The organism is Cupriavidus sp. 291-E7 (assembly GCF_057798835.1).
Map to the genome: position 1 here is coordinate 157,997 of NZ_JBYOJV010000013.1, position 18,331 is coordinate 176,327.

An 18,331-nucleotide genomic window follows, 5' to 3' on the forward strand; every position below is an offset into this window, starting at 1 on the left:
CACTGGAACAGGAGTTTCAACCGATGAAACATGGCAAGCTGCCATTGCCCGGCCATCCCAGGTCATACAGGATGGCTCGCCGCGCGACCGCGTCCGCGATTGCCGCGTTGGCCCTGACTGCCCTGACCGCGGTGTCGGGATGCGCGTCGGAATCAACGTCGTTCGCGCCGCCGCGCGGCAGCATTACCGATGACCGTGCCATTGGCGACATCCTCGTCAAGTTCGCGCCGCCCGAGGTGACGGCGTCCGAGGAGGCCGGCAAGCTGCTGGCCGAGGTCAAGGGACCGGTGCGCTATATGGTCAAGCGGCCGATGTCTGGCGGCGTCTGGCTGGTGACGGCCGTGACCGCGTCCGCCGACGTGACGCTGGACCAGGCCGTGGCCACGCTGCAGGCCGCGCCGCGCGTGGAGTCGGCCACGCCCGATCGTTTGCTGCGGCCGCATCGCACCATGCCGGACAGCCGCGACATGCCGAAGTCGTAACGTACGGGTCAACTGGCCGGGTCAAAAAGCCAAGCAGGTCATCGGGCAACTCATCAGCCGTAGCAGTTTGCATCACCAGAACTCCACAGGAGCACAGATGCCGCGTCTCAAGCTGAACTTTCGCCACCGGTCGGGGCTGCCAGCGCTGCTGATCGTCTTCGGATCGCTACTGGGTCTCGCCCCCGCCGCACAGGCAGACACGTCCGCCACGGCACGACAGGCGCCGGTCTACACGGGCAACTACATCGTGCGCTGGCGCGACGGCAGCCAGACCGTCGACACCAGCGCCGACACCTCGCGCATGAAGCGCGTGGAGTCGAACACCGGGCTTACGCTGTCGGTCAAGCGGCCGATGGCCAATGCCATGCAGTTGCTGACGGTGAAGGACAACCGCGGCGACGATCCGGAAGCGGTAGCCAAGCGGCTGCGCGAAGATCCGCGCGTGGCCGACGCGGTGCCAGACCGCTGGCTGCGGTTGCACGACACCGTGCCGAACGACCCCGATTTCGTGAATCAGGTCTACATGAATGCCCCGGCGACGGTGCCGGGCGGCGCCAACCTGCCGCGCGCATGGGATCGTTCGCGTGGCAGCAGCGGCATCGTGATCGCCGTGGTCGACACCGGCTACCTGCCGCACCCCGACCTGGCCGGCCGGCTCGTGGCGGGCTATGACTTCATATCGACGACCACGGTATCGGTCGACGGCGATGGCCGCGACAGCGACCCGACCGATCCGGGCGACTTCGTACCCTCCGGCTCGACATGCCCGGATGGCAGCGGCGCAAGCAACAGCACCTGGCACGGCACGCGCGTGGCGAGCGTGCTCGGTGCATCGACCAACAATGCCTCGGATATCGCCGGTGTCGACTGGAACGCGCGCATCCAGCCGGTGCGCGTATCGGGCCGCTGCGGCGCCCTGCTCTCCGATACCGTCGACGGCATGCGCTGGGCAGGCGGTCTGAACGTGCCCGGTGTGCCGAACAACCCCACCCCCGCGCGCGTGGTCAACGTCAGCCTGGGTGGCGGCACGTGCTCCAGCATCGAGCAGCAGGCCGTCAACGACCTGAACGCCGCGGGCGTAATCGTGGTGGCCGCCGCGGGTAACTCGGCCGGCGCGGTGGAAGCCCCGGCCGACTGTTCGGGTGTGATCGCGGTGACCGCCCATGCGAACGATGGCGAGAACGCGAGCTTTGCCAATGTCGGCACGCAGGTGGCCATCAGCGCGCCGGGCGGCGGCTGCGGCAACTCGAAGGTCATCGTGACCAACAATGTCGTGACCGGTTGCACGGTCAGTCAGTCGTTCATCCGCACGCTGACCAATGCCGGCATGGCCAGCCCCACCACCTACATCACTGTTGGCTCGCAAGGCACGAGCTTTGCCGCGCCGATGGTGTCAGGTGTGGTGGCGATGATGCTGGCGGTCAACCCGGCGTTGACGCCCGCACAGGCGACACTGGTACTGAAGAACACGGCGCGCCCGCATCCGGCAGGCAGCTTTTGCACGCTGAGTGCCAATACGGGCAAGTGCGGCGCCGGGCTGCTCGATGCGGACCAGGCACTGGCGGCGGCACCGAATCCGCCATCGACCGCCACGTCATCGGGCGGCAGCAGCGGTGGCGGGGGTGGCGGGGGTAGTGGTGGTGGCGGCGGCGGTGGAGCATTCTCGCCGTGGAGCGCGGCGGCGCTACTCGTGATCGGCCTGATCGGTTTCGGCACGCGGCGGAAGGCGCCGCGATAAACGCACCCGCGGCTCAGGCGCTTGCCTGTCAATCACCGCCGCCGCTGGCCCCACCACTCCTGCAGCAGCCAGCACGCCAGACCAGCCACCGCGCCTGCCGCATGGGCGCCGCGCACCACGCCGAAGCCCCAGGATGGATCGAACACGATGGCGGCCAGCCACGACTGTTCGATCCAGACCTTGCCCAGCACAATGACGCAGGTCACCACACCAATCCAGCGCGACCAGCCTTGCGCCTGCAGCAGGCGCAGCGCGGTCCATAGCACCAGGCCATGCGTCGCGCCGGACAGTCCGCCATACCAGCCGATGGCCGGCATGCGCAGCAGCGCAACCTGCACCGCCAGGCCACAAGCCAGCAGCACGATCAGCATCTCGCGGATGCGCGCCACGCGGCCAGCCAGCAATAGCAGTCCCGCAGTCGCCGCCACGTCGGCAAGATAGTGCTGCCATCCCAGGTGAACCCACATCGCGGTGATCACCCGCCACCATTGCCCGTCGATGCGCACGGCATCGCGCACATAGAGCCCGTGCGCGTGGAGCCACGGCACGAACGTGAACAGGCCCGCCAGCACCGCCACACCAGCCACCGTGGCCAGCATGGCGGGCCAGCCCGGCAACTGCCGCGTGTCCGGCGGCGCCACGACGCTCACCGCGCGTCAGCCTTCGCCAAACACGGCTCGCCAGACCGCGCGCACCGCCGTGGCCTGTTCGGCCACGCTGTCTGGCGCCACGCGCGCCTGGTCCTGGCCGTCCAGCCGCAGTTTGTGCTGGCGCGCACGGAACATCCGGTAGGCGTCGCCCACTTTCAGCGCCAGCCCCGCATCGATCAGGTTCAAGACACCGGCCATGCGCAGCAACGCGATATTGCCGGCGTTGCGTGTCAGCTCCGGATGCGCGCCGCTGTGCAGCAGCACCAGGTACTGCACCGTGAACTCGATGTCGACCATGCCGCCGCGGTCGTGCTTCAGATCGAATAGCGCAGTCGGGTTCGGATGCCCCTCGGCCACCTTCGCGCGCATCTGCACGATTTCCTCGCGCAGCGCCACGGCATCGCGCGGCTGGCGCAGAATCTCGTCGCGCAGGTCCTCGAATCGGTTGCCGATCTCCCGATCACCGGCGCAGAAGCGTGCGCGCGTGAGCGCCTGGTGCTCCCAGACCCACGCCGTGTTATCGCCCTCGCGCAACTGATAGCGGCGGAACGAATCGAAGCTCGTCACCAGCAGCCCCGCCGCGCCATTCGGGCGCAGGCGCGTGTCCACGTCGAACAGCATGCCCGCCGCCGTATGGCTGGTGAGCCAGGTGATCAGGCGGCGCGCATAGGCGGCGTAGACGTCGGGCGCGCGCTCGTGGTCGTCGTCGTAGAGAAAGATAAGGTCCAGGTCCGATGCATAGCCCAGTTCCTTGCCGCCGAGCCGGCCATACGCAATGATCGCGAAGCGCGGCGCATCGCGATGACGCGTCGACAGCTGGCGCCACACGGCCTGCATCGTGACTTCCAGCATCGCATCGGCCAGGTCGGACAGCCGGTCGGCCACCTGCTCCACGGTCAGCATCCCCTGCAGGTCCTGCAGCAGGATGCGGAAGATCTCGGCATGGTGCTCGCGGCGCAGGATATCCATCTGCGTCTCGACCTGGCCGTCGGATGCCTGCAGGCGTTCCGCCAGCCGGTCGCGGAACCCGGCCCAGTCCGGCGCGCTGGCCAGCGCGTCGCTGTCCAGCAGTTCGTCGAGCAGTTGCGGATGGCGCGTCAGGTACGTGGCGGCCCAACGGGAGGCGTGCAGCGTCTGCGCCACGCGATCCATCGCCTGCGGATACTCGGACAGCAGCGACAGGTATGACGCGCGCCGGCTGATGGCGTCGAGGAAGTCCAGAAAGCGCGCAATCGTGGCGTCGGCATCGTCCTGCTTCACCGCAAGGTCGAGCGCGCGATTCACGAGCTGGTCGAAGCGGCCACGGCTGGTTTCTGACAGCGCGCGATAACGCATCGATGTGCCGATGGCGCGCAGGCGGTCATACAGTCCCGTGCAGTCGCTGAACCCGGCCGCTTGCAACGCCTGACACGGCGACGACTCCGGATCGGTCTCGTCATCGTCTTCCGGATTGGCCTGCGTGGCGCGCGACGACATTTCCTCGCGCACCAGCGCGGGCCAGAGCGGCTCGTTCTGCGCCGCCTCGCCGTCCGCGAACGGGTCCGCGAACGTGGCTTCGAACTGTTGCGCCACGGGGTCCATCAGCGTGGTCATCTGCGCGGCCAGCGCATCCCAGTCCTCACAGCCCATCATCCGCGCCACGGCCTGGCGCTCCTCGTCCGACGTGGGCAGGTGGTGTGTCTGCGCATCGTCACGATACTGGAGACGGTGTTCGAGCTGGCGCAGGAACCGGTAGGCATCGGCCAGTTGCTCGGCCTGGCCGGCCGGCAGCAGATTGCGCGCCACGGCCACGTCCAGCACTTCGAGCGTAGGCCGCACACGCAGCGCGGGGTCCTGCCCGCCGCGAATCAGCTGGAACACCTGCGCCATGAACTCGATCTCGCGGATGCCGCCGCGACCGAGCTTGATATTGAACGAACGCTGGTTCACGCCGTGGCCGGCCAGCCCGCCGCTGCGCTTGGCCGCCTCTGCGCGGATCTGCGCATGCAGCGAGCGGATGGCGGCGATCACGCCGTAGTCCAGATAGCGGCGGAACACGAACGGCGTGGTCATCCGGCCCAGCAACGCGGCGGCGCGTTCGGCGTGCGGCGTGTCCACGGCCGATACGACCCGGCCCTTGATCCACGCATATCGCTCCCACTCGCGGCCCTGCACCACCAGATACTCCTCCAGCATGCCGAAGCTGCAGACCAGAGGCCCGGCATCGCCGTTCGGGCGCAGGCGCATGTCCACGCGGAACACGTAGCCGTCGCCCGTAACTTCCGAGAGCAGCGTGATCAGCCGCCGTCCCAGCCGGATGAAATACTCGTGGTTCGACAGGCTGCGCGACCCGCCCTGCGTGTCGCCATCCTCGTCGTAGAGAAAAATTAGGTCGATGTCGGACGATACATTGAGCTCACGCCCGCCGAGCTTGCCCATGCCCACCACCACCAGTTCCTGCACCTCGCCGCTCTGCGCGCCGGTGGGCCGGCCAAAAGTGGCAGCCAGGTCGTCGCCGAGCACACGCAACCCATACTGGATCGACAGCTCGGCCAGGTCGGTCATGGCGCCGGTGATTTCGGCCAGCGTGGCCAGCCCGCGCAGATCGCGCTCGATCACGGTGCACATGACCTCGGCGCGCAGGCGCCGCAGCGCCTGGGCCGCGGCGGCCTCGGCATCGGCCGATGGCGCCTGCAGCGCTTGCAGCCGCGCCTCCATCCAGCCCCGTGTGATCGGTCCGACGGCCGCGTCCGCGATGATGGCCGGCAGCCCCGGTCGCGCGGCAAGCACACGCCGCGCGTAATGGGAGTACGCGGCCGAGTACAATACGTGGCCCTCGCATTCGGCGGGGGTAAGTCCCTGCGCCGTCATCGTGGCAAAGGCCCCCTGGGCCATGTTGCCGATCGGTCCGGCGGCGCCCGGCGACGGCTGGAACGATGTGGTTCCGGCGCCATCCGTCGGGAACTGCGGGCCGGTCGATGCCGGGGCGGTGCCCTCGGCGGAACTCGTCGGATCAGGGACAGTCATTCCAGTTACGTTGAATTTGGGCAGGCGCCGATAAAACCGCGGTGGCGCTTGTACGCACCACTTTGGAGAGCGGCTAGTATTGTCGGATAATCTGCGCATGTCCAGCCGCCCCACCGCCCCTGACGACGGTTCCGGATCGCCTCGCGGTGACGGCACCGTTGCGGTGGCCGGCTCCCCCGTTTCGCACCCAGACTCTCCCGGCCGTGGCCGGCGCGTGATGGCGCACGTCCAGCGCTGGCTGCGTGCTGCCTGGCAAGGGCTGTTCACGCTGGCACGCCATCCTGCCTGGCGCCGGCTCTGGCGCATGCTGGTGCGCATCGCCGTGGCACTGGCCGCGCTGGCCATCGTCGCCGTCCTGCTGATCCGCTTCGTGCTCTGGCCCCAGGCTCATGCCGCGCGCCAGTGGCTGGAGCATCAGGGCTCGGCCGCGCTTTCGGCCAACCTCACGATCGGGCAGCTCGACACCTATTGGGACGGCTGGCGGCCCGCATTTCGCGCCAGCAATGTTCAGGCGGTGGATGGCGATAAACGGATGCTGCTGTCGACGGCCACGCTCGAAGGCAAGCTGTCGTGGCAGTCGGTACCGGCCCTGACCCTGCAATTCGCAAGCCTGACCGCCGACCGCGCCGACGTGCTGATTCGCCGCACGCCAACCGGCCGCGTGCTGGTGGCCGGTATGCCGGTCGAGGCATCGAAACAATCGGGCGACAACGACCCCTTCCTGAACTGGCTGCTGTCGCAGGGCCGCATCGAGCTGAAAAGCGGCAACCTGCGCTGGCTGGACGAGAAAGCCGGACTGCCCCAGCTGGAAGTGGCCGACATCCATTTCACCGCCGAGCGCCACGGCGCGCAGCATTCGGTACGGCTGGACGCCAGCAGTGCGTCGCTGGCAACCCAGCCGCTGGTGTTTCAGGCCAATCTGCGCCACGACTACCTGCACGGCGCGGGCAACTGGCAGCACTGGACCGGCCAGGCCAGCTGGGCATTCAACCAGTTGCAGTTGCCGGTGGTGCAGCGTTATCTGGCCATCTTCGACAACGTGGCGAGCGGCGTCTTCAGCACCGACGGCACCGTCGATTTCCGGGGCGGGCATGTGCTGCGCAGCCAGATGCGCCTGCGCGCGACGGATGTGGACCTGCTGCTGTCGGGGGCGCCCGAGCCGCTCAAACTGGCGAATGCCCAGGCCCTGCTGCTGCACAAGGGTGACCGCAACGGCAACAATTCGCTCACCATCGACACGCTGCTGTGGCAGGCCGAGCAGCAAGCCGGCCCGGCCTCCACGTCCGATGCATCGTGGCGGGAAGGCATGCGCAAGGTCACGGTCGACTGGGCACGCGGTAGCGCTGGCCAGCTGCGCAAGTTCGCGCTGCGCGCACCGACCTTCGACCTGAACACGGTACGCGCGCTGGCCACTTCGATGCCGATCGACACGGCCGTACTGCGCCAACTCCGTGCGCTGCAGCCGGCCGGCCATATCGACAACCTCGACGTCGTCTGGTCACGCGAACGTGCCGGCCTGCTGTCGCGCGGCCCGGGCACGCCCCACTACACCGTTCAGGGCACGCTGCGTGGCGTATCGATCAACAGCCAGCCCGCGGTGCCGGCCGTCGGCCCCGACGGCAAGCCTCATACCGGCATGCCGGGCTTTACCCGACTGTCCGGCAACTTCAGCTTCGACGACCGCCAGGGCACTGCGCGCGTGGACAGCACCGGTGCCACGCTGAGTTTTCCGGGTGTTTTCGACGATCCGCTCGTGCCGTTCGACGAACTGCGCGGCGACGTGCGCTGGCGGCACGACAACGACAAACTCGTGGTCACCACCGACGGCATCCGCTTTGCCAATGCCGATACCGCGGGCACCGTGCGCGGCAGTTGGCGCGCGGGCGGCGACGGCAACAGCGGCATTGCGGACCTGTCCGGCGAGCTTGAACGCGCACTCGCCAACCGCGTGCCACGCTACCTGCCGTCGACGATGCCGGCCACGCGCCATTACCTGGAAGGCGCGCTGGTAGGCGGCGAAGCCTATAACGTGAAGTTCCTGGTCAAGGGCGACCTGTACCACTTCCCGTTCCATCCCCCGTTCACCAAGGCCGGCGACTTCCGCGTGGAGGTGCCGATCCGCAACGTGAGCTACCAGATCGCCCCGCACGAAACCGGCCCGAACATCGCCGGCGCCGCCAATGGCACCGGTAACGGCCATGCGAACAATGGCACCACCGGCATGGCCTGGCCCGATTTCACGGACATCTCGGGCATGCTGCTGTTCGAGCGCAGCACGATGTCGTTCCAGGCCAAGCAGGCCGGGGTGCGCGGCATTCCGGGCATCGTGCTACGCGACGTCAATGGCCAGATCGATGACCTGAGCGACCACGGCCATCTGCTGATCGATGGCGGCGCCACCGGACCGGTGCAGGGCTTCCTGCGCTACGTTGCCGCCACGCCGGTGAACGGCTGGACCGGCAACGTCACCGAGAACGCACACGCGCCGGGCCACGGCGAGCTCAAGCTGAAGCTCGACCTGCCGCTGAGCCACGCCGCCGGATCGAAAGTCAACGGCGAATTCCGCTTCCCGGGCAACGACGTAACGCTGTTCCCGGAGCTGCCCACGCTTTACGGCGCGACTGGCGCCGTCGCCTTCGACGAGCACGGCTTCCAGCTCAACAACGTGCGCGGCCGCTTTGTGGGTGGCGAAACCCGCATCACCGGCGGCACCCAGCCCGACGGAACCACGCGCGTGGCCATTGGCGGCACGGCCACGGCGCAGGGCCTGCGCGAAGTGCTGGGCACCGGCGCGGCCGCGCTTGGCGCGCGCATCGACGGCGCCACGGCGTACTCGGCCGTGGTTGGCGTGCGCGACAAGCGTCTGCAGGTGCAGGTGGCATCCGATCTCAATGGCCTGGGCCTGGATCTGCCGCCACCGCTGGGCAAGCTCGCCGCCCAGGACATGCCCCTGCGCTTCGACCTGCGGCCGTCTGCCACCCGCAGCGCGCTCGACGATATGACGATCCAGCTCGGCAACGCCGCCAGCGCGCGTTACGTGCTGCGCCGGGCAGAGACGACCGAAGTGGTTTCCGGTGGCATTGGCGTGGGCCAGGCCGCCCCGCAGCCCGCGTCCGGCGTGACCGCGGCAATCACCGCCGAGCGGCTCGACGTGGACGCCTGGCGCAACCTGCTGGACCCCGCATCCGACGAGCGCAAAGCGCCCGAAACCGTGGACCGTTCGTCGCCGTTCCTGCCCGAGCGCATCGGCGTGCGAACCAAAACGCTGGATGCTTTCGGCCGCAGCCTGAACGATGTATCGATCGATGCCAATCGGGAAGGCGGCGGCTGGAACCTGCAGATGGCTTCGCGCCAGATCACCGGCACCGGGCAATGGCGGCGCGACAGCAACAATCCGGTGGGGTCCCTGACGGTGCGCCTGTCGCACCTGGACATTCCCGAAGCCAGCGATGACGGCCATAGCATGACCGAGGCCATCACGCGCAGCGTCGAAGAAATGCCCGCGCTGGATCTGGCCGTCGAAAAATTCGTGCTGCATGGGCACGACTTCGGCAAGCTGGAGGTCAAGGCCCACACCAGTCATACCGACAACCAGCCGGTCTGGACGCTGGATAGCCTCAGCATCGAACAGCCGGGCGCCACGCTGACCGGCAGCGGCAGCTGGCGTCTGCCGCGCAGGTTGCGCGAGGCCGCGGCACAAGCGAACGCTTCGTCCACCGAGGGCCGTCGCACCCTGCTCAATTTCAAGCTCGATATCCGCAATGCCGGCGACGTGCTGGAGCGCTTTGGGCTGGCCCACACGGTGCGCGACGGCAAGGGATCGCTGGAAGGCCGCATCGCCTGGCGCGGGTCGCCGATGTCGATCGACTACCCGACGCTATCGGGACGGCTGAACCTGAAGCTGGAAAACGGCCAGATCCTCAGCGTCGATCCGGGCGCGGCGCGGCTGCTGGGTGTGCTGAGCCTGCAGAGCCTGCTGCGCTTTGCCACGCTCGACTTCCGCGCGCTGAGCAGCAAGGGCCTGGTGTTCGACGACATCACCGGATCGGGCACCATCGAGAACGGCGTGGGCAAGATCGACGAATTCCGCTTCAAGGGCAGCCAGGTGATGGCCTCGATGACGGGCACGGCGGACCTGCTGCATGAAACGCAGGACGTGCAAGTCGAAGTCGTGCCGCGCATCAACGCCACCACGACGTCGGTGGCCGCCGCGTTCATCAATCCCGTGCTTGGCATCGGCACGCTGGCGGCGCAGCTGCTGTTTGCCGATGAGTTCTCCAAGGTGTTCACGCAGCACTACCACGTGAGCGGATCCTGGGCCGACCCCAAGGTCAGCAAAGTGGAGGACAATAAGCCGCGCCAGGCGCCGGTACAGGAACGCTCCAGCGCCTACCCGCGCTGATTCGCCCCACCCGCCCCAGCCCGCCCCGACAAGCCGACAGACAGACCGAAAGACGTCAAAGGAAGCCACGATGACCGCTGCCAATCCGTTCCGCGTCGCCGCCATCCAGACCGTGACGGGAACGTCGCTCGACGACAATCTCGCGCGCGCCGACACGTTGATCGCCGATGCCGCGCGGGGTGGTGCCGAGCTGGTGCTGCTGCCCGAGTATTTCTGCATGATGGGCCGGCACGAGTCCGACAAGGTGGCAATCCGCGAGCGCGATGGCGATGGCCCGGTGCAACGCTTTCTGGCCGATGCCGCGCGCCGGCATCGAGTCTGGCTCGTGGGCGGCACATTGCCGATGTGGTGTGGCGACGACAACCGCGTCTACAACAGCTCGCTCGCGTTTGATCCGGACGGCGAGCGCGTGGCCCGCTACGACAAGATCCATCTGTTCGGCTTCACCAAGGGTGAAGAGAATTTTGACGAATCACGCACGATCCTGGCCGGCAAGACGCCCGTCACGTTCGACGCGCCATGCGGCAAGGTGGCCATGTCGGTCTGCTACGACCTGCGCTTTCCCGAGCTTTATCGCGGCCTCGCCAAGGGTGCCGACGGCGTCAGCTTGATTCTGATGCCGGCCGCCTTCACCTACACCACCGGGCAGGCGCACTGGGAAATCCTGCTGCGCGCCCGCGCCATCGAGAATCAGTGCTATGTGCTTGCCGCGGCACAGGGCGGCAAGCACGAAAACGGCCGCCGCACCTGGGGCCATTCGATGCTGGTGGACCCGTGGGGCGAGCTGATGGGCGTGCTGCCCGAGGGCGAGGGCGTGGTATCGGGCGTGGTGGACCCGGCGCGGCTGGCCGAAGTGCGCCAGAACCTGCCCGCGCTGCGGCATCGCGTGCTGTAGGATTCAGGGCATTACCGTTTGCATTTCCCCGTGGCCGGTCGCCACGGAGGCTCAAGACCAAGGACAATCATGAACGCCGGAGATCTCGGAATCCGCAACCTGGCCACCGCGCAACAGCTGCTGCTGGCACCGTACGGCCTTGACGAGGCCACGCTCCAGCGCGTACTGGCCGACGTCTTCACGCACAAGGTTGACTATGCCGACCTGTATTTCCAGCACACGCGCAACGAGGCGTGGAGCCTGGAGGAAGGCATCGTCAAATCGGGCAGCTTCAGCATCGACCAGGGCGTTGGCGTGCGCGCCGTGTCGGGCGACAAGACCGCCTTTGCCTACTCCGATGACATCAGCCTGGCAGCGCTGAGCCAGGCCGCCGCGGCCACGCGCACGATCGGCAAGGCGGGCAGCGGACGTGTCAAGGTGGCCAGCGCGATGGCCTCGCAGGCTGGCCGCAGTCTCTACGCGCCCAATGACCCGCTCGATTCGATGACGGCCACGGAAAAGGTGGCGCTGCTCGAGAGGATCGAGAAAATGGCCCGCGCCAAGGACCCGCGCGTGGTGCAGGTCATGGCTGGCCTGGCCGGCGAGTACGACGTGGTGCTGGTGGCACGCAGCGATGGCGTGATTGCCGCCGACGTGCGTCCGCTGGTGCGCGTGTCCGTGACGGTCATCGCCGAACAGAACGGCCGGCGCGAGGTAGGTTCGTCGGGCGGCGGCGGACGCTATGCGTACGGCTATTTCACCGATGAACTGCTGCGCAAGTACGTGGATGAAGCCGTCGCATCGGCACTGGTCAACCTGGAAGCACGCCCTGCCCCGGCCGGCGCGATGACCGTGGTACTTGGCCCCGGCTGGCCCGGCGTCCTGCTGCACGAGGCAGTGGGCCACGGCCTGGAAGGCGACTTCAACCGCAAGGGATCGTCGGCGTTCGCGGGCCGCATGGGCGAGCGCGTGGCTGCCAAGGGCGTGACCGTGGTCGACGATGGCACGCTCGAAAACCGCCGTGGATCGCTGAACCTGGATGACGAAGGCAACCCGACGCAGTGCACCACGCTGATCGAGGACGGCATCCTGACCGGCTATATCCAGGACACGCTGAACGCGCGCCTGATGAAGATGCCGGTCACCGGCAACGCACGCCGCGAAAGCTACGCCGCATTGCCGATGCCGCGCATGACCAACACCTACATGCTGAACGGCGACCGCGACCCGCAGGAAATCATCGCCAGCGTGAAGCGCGGCCTTTATGCGGTGAACTTCGGCGGCGGCCAGGTGGACATCACCAACGGCAAGTTCGTGTTCTCCGCCAGCGAGGCCTACATGATCGAGGACGGCAAGATCACGTACCCGGTCAAGGGCGCCACGCTGGTCGGCAACGGCCCGGAATCGCTGAAGGACGTGACGATGATCGGCAACGACATGCGCCTGGACTCGGGCGTGGGCGTCTGCGGCAAGGAAGGCCAGAGCGTTCCGGTGGGCGTGGGCCAGCCGACGCTGCGCATCGAAAACATGACCGTGGGCGGCACGGCCTGATTTTCGTTTTGTCTCACCGCCTCTCTGCCGCCTGGCGGGAGAGAGGCGCGCACCCATCCCCTCCCTTTACGGCCTGACCTCGTACACGAGGTTGAACGGCGTCTGCGCCGCGCGCCGGAAGCTGCCAAACCCGCCCTGCTCCGTCACGCCCCGCATGCGCGCTTCACCGGCCTGCGCGCCCAGGCACATCGCCCCTTCCTGCGAGCGCGAGCCAGGCGTACAGATGAAAGTCGACGCCGAATAGAACACGCGCCCCACCGGATTGAGATTGTCCTGCAGCGCGTCGTTGGCGAATGGTTCGACAATCATCCAGCAGCCGTCCGGCTTCAGCGTTTCGCGGATATGGCGCGCCGCGCCCACCGGGTCGCCCATGTCGTGCAGGCAATCGAACACGGCGACCAGATCGTAGTCCTTGCCAGGGTAGTCCTTGGCCGATGCCACTTCGAATGTCACGCGATCGCTCACGCCGGCCCGGCGCGCGGCCTCGGTGGCGTATCGAATCGACGGTTCGTGATAATCGAAGCCCCGAAACGTGGCGTGCGGGAATGCCTGCGCCATGATGATCGTCGACGCGCCGTGGCCGCACCCTACGTCCGCCACGATGGCGCCGGCCTTGAGCCGGGCTTCCATGCCTTCGAGCGCCGGAATCCATTCGCTGACCAGATGGGCGGCATAGCCGGGCCGGAAGAATCGCTCCGTGCCGTGGAACAGCGCGGGATCGTGTTCGTGCCAGCCCAGGCCACGCCCGTTGCGAAAGATATCGATCATCTTGGGAATGGCGCGGAACTGCGCCACGGCGATCTGGAACGCGCCGGGAATGAACGCGGGGCTGCCCTCCTGCGCCAGCGCGAAAGCCTGCTCCTCGGTCAGTGAGAACATGTCGGTCACGGGGTCGTACTCGACATAGCCGCTGGCCGCCTGCGCCGATAACCACTCGCGCAGGTAACGCGGGTCCGTCCGCGTTTTCTCCGCCAGCATTTCGGTGGTCATCGACTTTTCCGCCAACGCCTTGTACAGGCCCAGTTCATCGCCCACCACCACGGTCGCCGCGTGCATCACGGCCCCAATGTCGTGGACGAACTTCTCCATGAAGGCATTCAGCCTTGCTTCATCGACTGACATGATCGGCACCTCCGCCTGCTGATTCTTGCCCGCCGTCCTCGTGCCGGGACGTACCATTCCAATATAGGCAGGAGGGACACTCTGCATTGGCTTAAATCTGTTGCGCCTGCCGCTTGCCAGCGTCGTGGAAAAGCGCTATAAAGATGCTTCGTTGTTGCGCGAGCGGCAGCCGCTCTCCACAGTTTTGGGGAATGCGGCGCAATTTAATGCCTCACTATTCCGCGCCGCAGCATAAATTTCACGCATCAGCGTAAAACCGACACAAGCTCACCACAGCCGACCCGATTTCCGCCATGTCCGCCAAGTTTTACTTTTACTTCTTTTGGCATCTCACACCGCTGGCGGATAGAGAGGGACAGCTGTAAGCAACCCTGAATACAAAAAAACCGCCAGCAACCCTGGCGGTTTTTTTATGCCCGTCACGGTCGCCAACGCAGAACCCAACCAGACTCAAGACCTCACAAGACCCGGAGCCATCATGCTGAAGAACACCGACGACCTGCGTATTCGAGAACTCAAGGAGCTGCTGCCGCCCGCGCACCTGATCCGCGAGTTCGCCTGCTCCGAGGCGGCGTCCGACGTGATCTACGGCGCCCGCCAGGCCATGCACCGGATTCTGCATGGCATGGATGACCGCCTGATCGTCATCATCGGACCGTGCTCGATTCACGATACCCGTGCGGCGCTGGAATACGCCAAGCTGCTCAAGGCGCAGCGCGACCGCTTCGCGGGGGAGCTCGAGGTCGTCATGCGGGTCTATTTCGAGAAGCCGCGCACCACGGTGGGCTGGAAGGGCCTGATCAACGATCCGCACATGGATGGCAGCTTCAAGATCAACGACGGCCTGCGCACCGCGCGCGAGCTGCTGCTGAACATCAGCGAAATGGGCGTGCCGACCGGCACCGAATACCTGGACATGATCAGCCCGCAATACATCGCCGACCTGGTCAGCTGGGGCGCCATCGGCGCGCGCACCACCGAGTCGCAGGTACACCGCGAGCTGGCGTCGGGACTGTCGTGCCCGGTCGGGTTCAAGAACGGCACCGACGGCAACGTGAAGATCGCCGTCGACGCCATCAAGGCCGCCTCGCAACCCCACCATTTCCTGTCGGTGACCAAGGGCGGCCATTCGGCCATCGTATCGACGGCCGGCAACGAGGACTGCCACATCATCCTGCGCGGCGGCAAGGCCCCGAACTACGACGCAGCCAGCGTGCAGGAAGCCTGCGACGCAATTTCCAAGGCCGGCCTGGCCGCGCGGCTGATGATCGATGCCTCGCACGCCAACAGCAGCAAGAAGCATGAGAACCAGTTGCCGGTCTGCGAGGACATCGGCGGCCAGATTGCCGGCGGCGACCAGCGCATCATCGGCGTCATGGTGGAATCGCACCTCGTGGCCGGCCGTCAGGATCACGTGCAGGGCACGCCGGTGGAAGACCTGACCTATGGCCAGTCGGTCACCGACGCCTGCATCGGCTGGGACGATTCGATTTCCATTCTGGAAACGCTTGCCAATTCCGTGAAGCAACGCCGCCTGGTGACGGGCAGCGGCAACTGACTGGCTGCCTCATGATGGAACAACGCCGACCCTGGGGTCGGCGTTTTACTTTGGGCGTCCGGGCATGCTCCATCGGCGTTCGATGCCAGACGCCCTCATCCGGTGCATCCGAAACACCGCCTCAATGAAAAAGCCGCCCGGCAGGGCGGCTTCGTCCCGAGCGCGGCGCCAGGCCGCTGTCGCCTTACTTCTTCAGCACCAGATCGCCCTTCAGCGATCCGATATAGGCAGCGATGTCCTTCAGTTCCGCGCGCGTGAACGGGCGCGGCTTACCATCCTTGCCGGTCACGGCGGGGTTGCTGTTGACCTGGCCGGCCATGATGGCGTTGGTGCGGCCCACCAGCGGATTGCCGCTGACCTGGTACGACGTCAGCGCGTGATAGAGGTAATCCGGATGCTGGCCGGCCAGCTTCGGATAGTCGGGCGAGATCGGCGCGTTCAGGTCCTTGCCGTGGCAGGCCACGCAGCCGCCTTTTTCCACCAGCGCCTTGCCAGCCGCGATATCGGCGGCCTGCGCGGACATGGCGGCGGCACCCAGCACCATCGCACCCAGCGCGTACGACACAAAGTTCAGCTTCTTCATGGTTTCCGGCCTTCTTACTTGAGCGAGTTGTTCTGGGTACCCGGCTTCTGCTGGGAGTAGTACGCCGCCACGGCGGCGATGTCCTTGTCAGTCAGACTCGCCGCGATCGCGCGCATGGTCGGATGCTTGCGATCGCCTTTCTTGTAGCCGTTGAGCGCGTTCTCGATGTACTTGGCGCTCTGGCCGCCCAGCATCGGTACCTCGTAGGTTTCAGGAAACGAGGCGCGATAACCCGGAATGCCGTGGCAGCCGATACACATGGCGACCTTGTCCTTGGCGGTGTCGACAGTGCCCTTGTCCTGGGCATGCGCTGCCGTTGCGGCCGCGCCCAACACTACCATCGTGAGGAGCTTTTTCATTTTCGTAGCTGATTGGGAAGTGTTAAACCGCGTGTGACCTGCCCTTGTTCGGGGCGCCAGACGGATTACTAAGAATGGGGATGTGGAGCGGATCGCCGCGAGATCTGTCAGGGCGAAGCCGGTCAGACCAAGGACGCAGCCGGGCGTGTGCTGATGTGCCGCGGTGCTCGAACACCATTCTTGCAACCATCTCGCGCTGTTGCCGCCTCCCGATGATCTGCCATGTCTCTGGTGGCAGAACTGCCGGGCTTGAGGAGGATATTGACTGGGGGCGCGTCAAACCGGCGCATTGTACCGCAGCGTGCACGCGGCAGTCCACGACGCCGCCCTTGGGGTGAGTCCCACTGAACGCGAAAGTCAATCTGCTCTTATACTGGCCCATTCCGGCCGAATTTCGGGTTGTTGAGGCCCGTTGTTGCAGAACCCTCGGCCAAGCCGGTTGTTGTTTCCTATTGTCACTCGACCGGCCTGCCTGGCAGGCCGGCCGCGATCCGCCAGGTTGCCTCATGTCCACCACCGCCAACGCCAATCCGTCCCAGCAGGTCAAGTTCGAAGGTAGTGCCCAGTACGTCGCCACCGATGACCTGAAACTGGCCGTCAACGCCGCACGCACGCTGCAGCGTCCGTTGCTGATCAAGGGCGAGCCGGGCACCGGCAAGACCATGCTGGCCGAGGAAGTGGCCGCCGCGCTGGGCATGCCACTGTTGCAGTGGCACATCAAGTCCACCACCAAGGCCCAGCAGGGCCTGTACGAATACGATGCCGTATCGCGCCTGCGCGACTCCCAGCTTGGCGACAACCGCGTGCACGACATCAAGAACTACATCATCAAAGGCGTGCTCTGGCAGGCCTTCGAGGCGGACGAGCCAGTGGTGCTGCTGATCGACGAGATCGACAAGGCCGACATCGAATTCCCGAACGACCTGCTGCGCGAACTCGACCGCATGGAGTTCTATGTCTACGAGACGCGCGAACTGATCAAGGCGAAGCATCGTCCGCTGGTGATCATCACGTCGAACAACGAGAAGGAACTGCCGGACGCCTTCCTGCGCCGCTGCTTCTTCCACTACATCAAGTTCCCCGATGCGGAAACGATGCAGCAGATCGTCGACGTGCACTACCCCGGCATCAAGCGCGAGCTGGTGACCTCGGCGCTGGAAGCGTTCTACGAAATGCGCAACCTCCCTGGCCTGAAGAAGAAGCCGAGCACGTCGGAACTGATCGACTGGCTCAAGCTGCTGATGGCCGAGGACATCCCCGCGGAGGCCCTGCGCAGCCCCGACCGCAAGGCCGCCATTCCGCCGCTGCACGGCGCGCTGCTCAAGAACGAACAGGACGTGCATCTGTTCGAACGCCTGGTGTTCATGAACCGCGCCAACCGCTAAGCAAAAGGCCAGGACGATGACGAAGTTTGTGCAGCCCGTCACGCTGACCGGGCAACACGCTACGCTGGCACCGCTGTCTGCCGAGCACCTGCCCGGCCTGCGCGAAGCCGCGGCGGACGGCGAGCTTCACCAGCTCTGGTACACCAGCGTGCCGACACCCGATGGCATGGCCGCCGAGATCGAGCGCCGCCTGGGCCTGCAGGCGCAGGATTCCATGCAGCCGTTCACGGTGCTCGATGCCGACGGCCGCGTGGCCGGCATGACCACGTACATGAACATCGACGGCAAGAACCGCCGTGTGGAAATCGGTTCCACGTGGTACGCAAAGCGCGTGCAACGCACGGGGCTAAACACCGAATGCAAGCTGATGCTGCTGCGCCACGCTTTCGAGACACTCGACTGCATCGCCGTGGAATTCCGCACGCACTGGATGAACCACCAGAGCCGCACCGCCATCTCCCGCCTCGGTGCCAAGCAGGATGGCGTGCTGCGTAACCATCAGCGCATGCCCGACGGATCTTTCCGCGACACGGTGGTCTTCTCGATCATCGCCAGCGAATGGCCAACCGTACGCGCCCACCTGCAATACCAGCTCGAACGTCCGCGTTGATCGGAGTCCAG

13 protein-coding genes are annotated in these 18,331 nt (G+C 66.3%); 8 read left to right on the forward strand and 5 right to left on the reverse strand.

The genetic code is table 11. The annotated features are described in order from the left end of the window. Nucleotides 1-23: 23 nt before the first annotated feature. Nucleotides 24-482, forward strand: a complete 459-nt coding sequence (locus AC3FLX_RS22500) for a hypothetical protein (protein ID WP_488699531.1) — start codon at nucleotides 24-26, stop codon at nucleotides 480-482. Nucleotides 483-579: 97 nt separating this feature from the next. Then, entirely contained in the window at nucleotides 580-2,220 is a 1,641-nt protein-coding gene (mprA, locus tag AC3FLX_RS22505) for an MprA protease, GlyGly-CTERM protein-sorting domain-containing form (protein ID WP_488699532.1), read from the forward strand. Between the two features lie 32 nt (nucleotides 2,221-2,252). Here mprA and rrtA read toward each other — a convergent pair whose 3' ends face one another. Together rrtA and glnE are read right to left on the reverse strand one after the other, a co-directional pair. Then, complete coding sequence (rrtA, locus tag AC3FLX_RS22510; RefSeq protein WP_488699567.1) at nucleotides 2,253-2,819, reverse strand: rhombosortase; 567 nt, start codon at nucleotides 2,817-2,819, stop codon at nucleotides 2,253-2,255. Between the two features lie 57 nt (nucleotides 2,820-2,876). Next, nucleotides 2,877-5,744 (reverse strand): bifunctional [glutamate--ammonia ligase]-adenylyl-L-tyrosine phosphorylase/[glutamate--ammonia-ligase] adenylyltransferase, encoded by a 2,868-nt coding sequence (glnE, locus tag AC3FLX_RS22515; protein ID WP_488699568.1) that lies wholly within the window; start codon nucleotides 5,742-5,744, stop codon nucleotides 2,877-2,879. Nucleotides 5,745-5,973: 229 nt separating this feature from the next. Here glnE and AC3FLX_RS22520 point away from each other — a divergent pair, with 229 nt between their 5' ends. The 3 genes from AC3FLX_RS22520 (at nucleotide 5,974) to tldD (ending at nucleotide 12,703) form a co-directional block, all read left to right on the forward strand. Then, nucleotides 5,974-10,278, forward strand: a complete 4,305-nt coding sequence (locus tag AC3FLX_RS22520) for a YhdP family protein (RefSeq protein WP_488699533.1) — start codon at nucleotides 5,974-5,976, stop codon at nucleotides 10,276-10,278. 70 nt (nucleotides 10,279-10,348) lie between these two features. Next, complete coding sequence (locus tag AC3FLX_RS22525) at nucleotides 10,349-11,173, forward strand: carbon-nitrogen hydrolase family protein (protein WP_488699534.1); 825 nt, start codon at nucleotides 10,349-10,351, stop codon at nucleotides 11,171-11,173. Nucleotides 11,174-11,242: 69 nt separating this feature from the next. After that, nucleotides 11,243-12,703 carry a metalloprotease TldD gene (tldD, locus tag AC3FLX_RS22530; RefSeq protein WP_488699535.1) on the forward strand — a complete coding sequence of 487 codons (1,461 nt, stop codon included), beginning with the start codon at nucleotides 11,243-11,245 and terminating at the stop codon, nucleotides 12,701-12,703. Nucleotides 12,704-12,769: 66 nt separating this feature from the next. Here tldD and AC3FLX_RS22535 read toward each other — a convergent pair whose 3' ends face one another. Beyond that, entirely contained in the window at nucleotides 12,770-13,825 is a 1,056-nt protein-coding gene (locus tag AC3FLX_RS22535; protein ID WP_488699536.1) for a class I SAM-dependent methyltransferase, read from the reverse strand. Nucleotides 13,826-14,303: 478 nt separating this feature from the next. Between AC3FLX_RS22535 and aroG the strand changes: the two genes are divergently transcribed. Beyond that, nucleotides 14,304-15,383 carry a 3-deoxy-7-phosphoheptulonate synthase AroG gene (gene aroG / locus AC3FLX_RS22540; protein ID WP_488699537.1) on the forward strand — a complete coding sequence of 360 codons (1,080 nt, stop codon included), beginning with the start codon at nucleotides 14,304-14,306 and terminating at the stop codon, nucleotides 15,381-15,383. A 184-nt stretch (nucleotides 15,384-15,567) separates the two neighbouring features. On the opposite strand, the gene AC3FLX_RS22545 is transcribed toward aroG, so the two are convergent. Together AC3FLX_RS22545 and AC3FLX_RS22550 are read right to left on the reverse strand one after the other, a co-directional pair. Beyond that, nucleotides 15,568-15,966 (reverse strand): c-type cytochrome, encoded by a 399-nt coding sequence (locus AC3FLX_RS22545; protein ID WP_488699538.1) that lies wholly within the window; start codon nucleotides 15,964-15,966, stop codon nucleotides 15,568-15,570. Between the two features lie 14 nt (nucleotides 15,967-15,980). After that, a complete protein-coding gene (locus AC3FLX_RS22550; RefSeq protein WP_488699539.1) occupies nucleotides 15,981-16,325 on the reverse strand; it encodes a c-type cytochrome in 345 nt (114 codons plus the stop codon). 506 nt (nucleotides 16,326-16,831) lie between these two features. Here AC3FLX_RS22550 and AC3FLX_RS22555 point away from each other — a divergent pair. Both AC3FLX_RS22555 and AC3FLX_RS22560 read left to right on the forward strand, forming a co-directional pair. Next, on the forward strand, nucleotides 16,832-17,710 hold the full coding sequence (locus AC3FLX_RS22555; RefSeq protein ID WP_488699540.1) for an AAA family ATPase: 879 nt from the start codon (nucleotides 16,832-16,834) through the stop codon (nucleotides 17,708-17,710). Nucleotides 17,711-17,726: 16 nt separating this feature from the next. Then, nucleotides 17,727-18,320 carry a GNAT family N-acetyltransferase gene (locus tag AC3FLX_RS22560; protein WP_488699541.1) on the forward strand — a complete coding sequence of 198 codons (594 nt, stop codon included), beginning with the start codon at nucleotides 17,727-17,729 and terminating at the stop codon, nucleotides 18,318-18,320. Nucleotides 18,321-18,331: the final 11 nt, after the last annotated feature.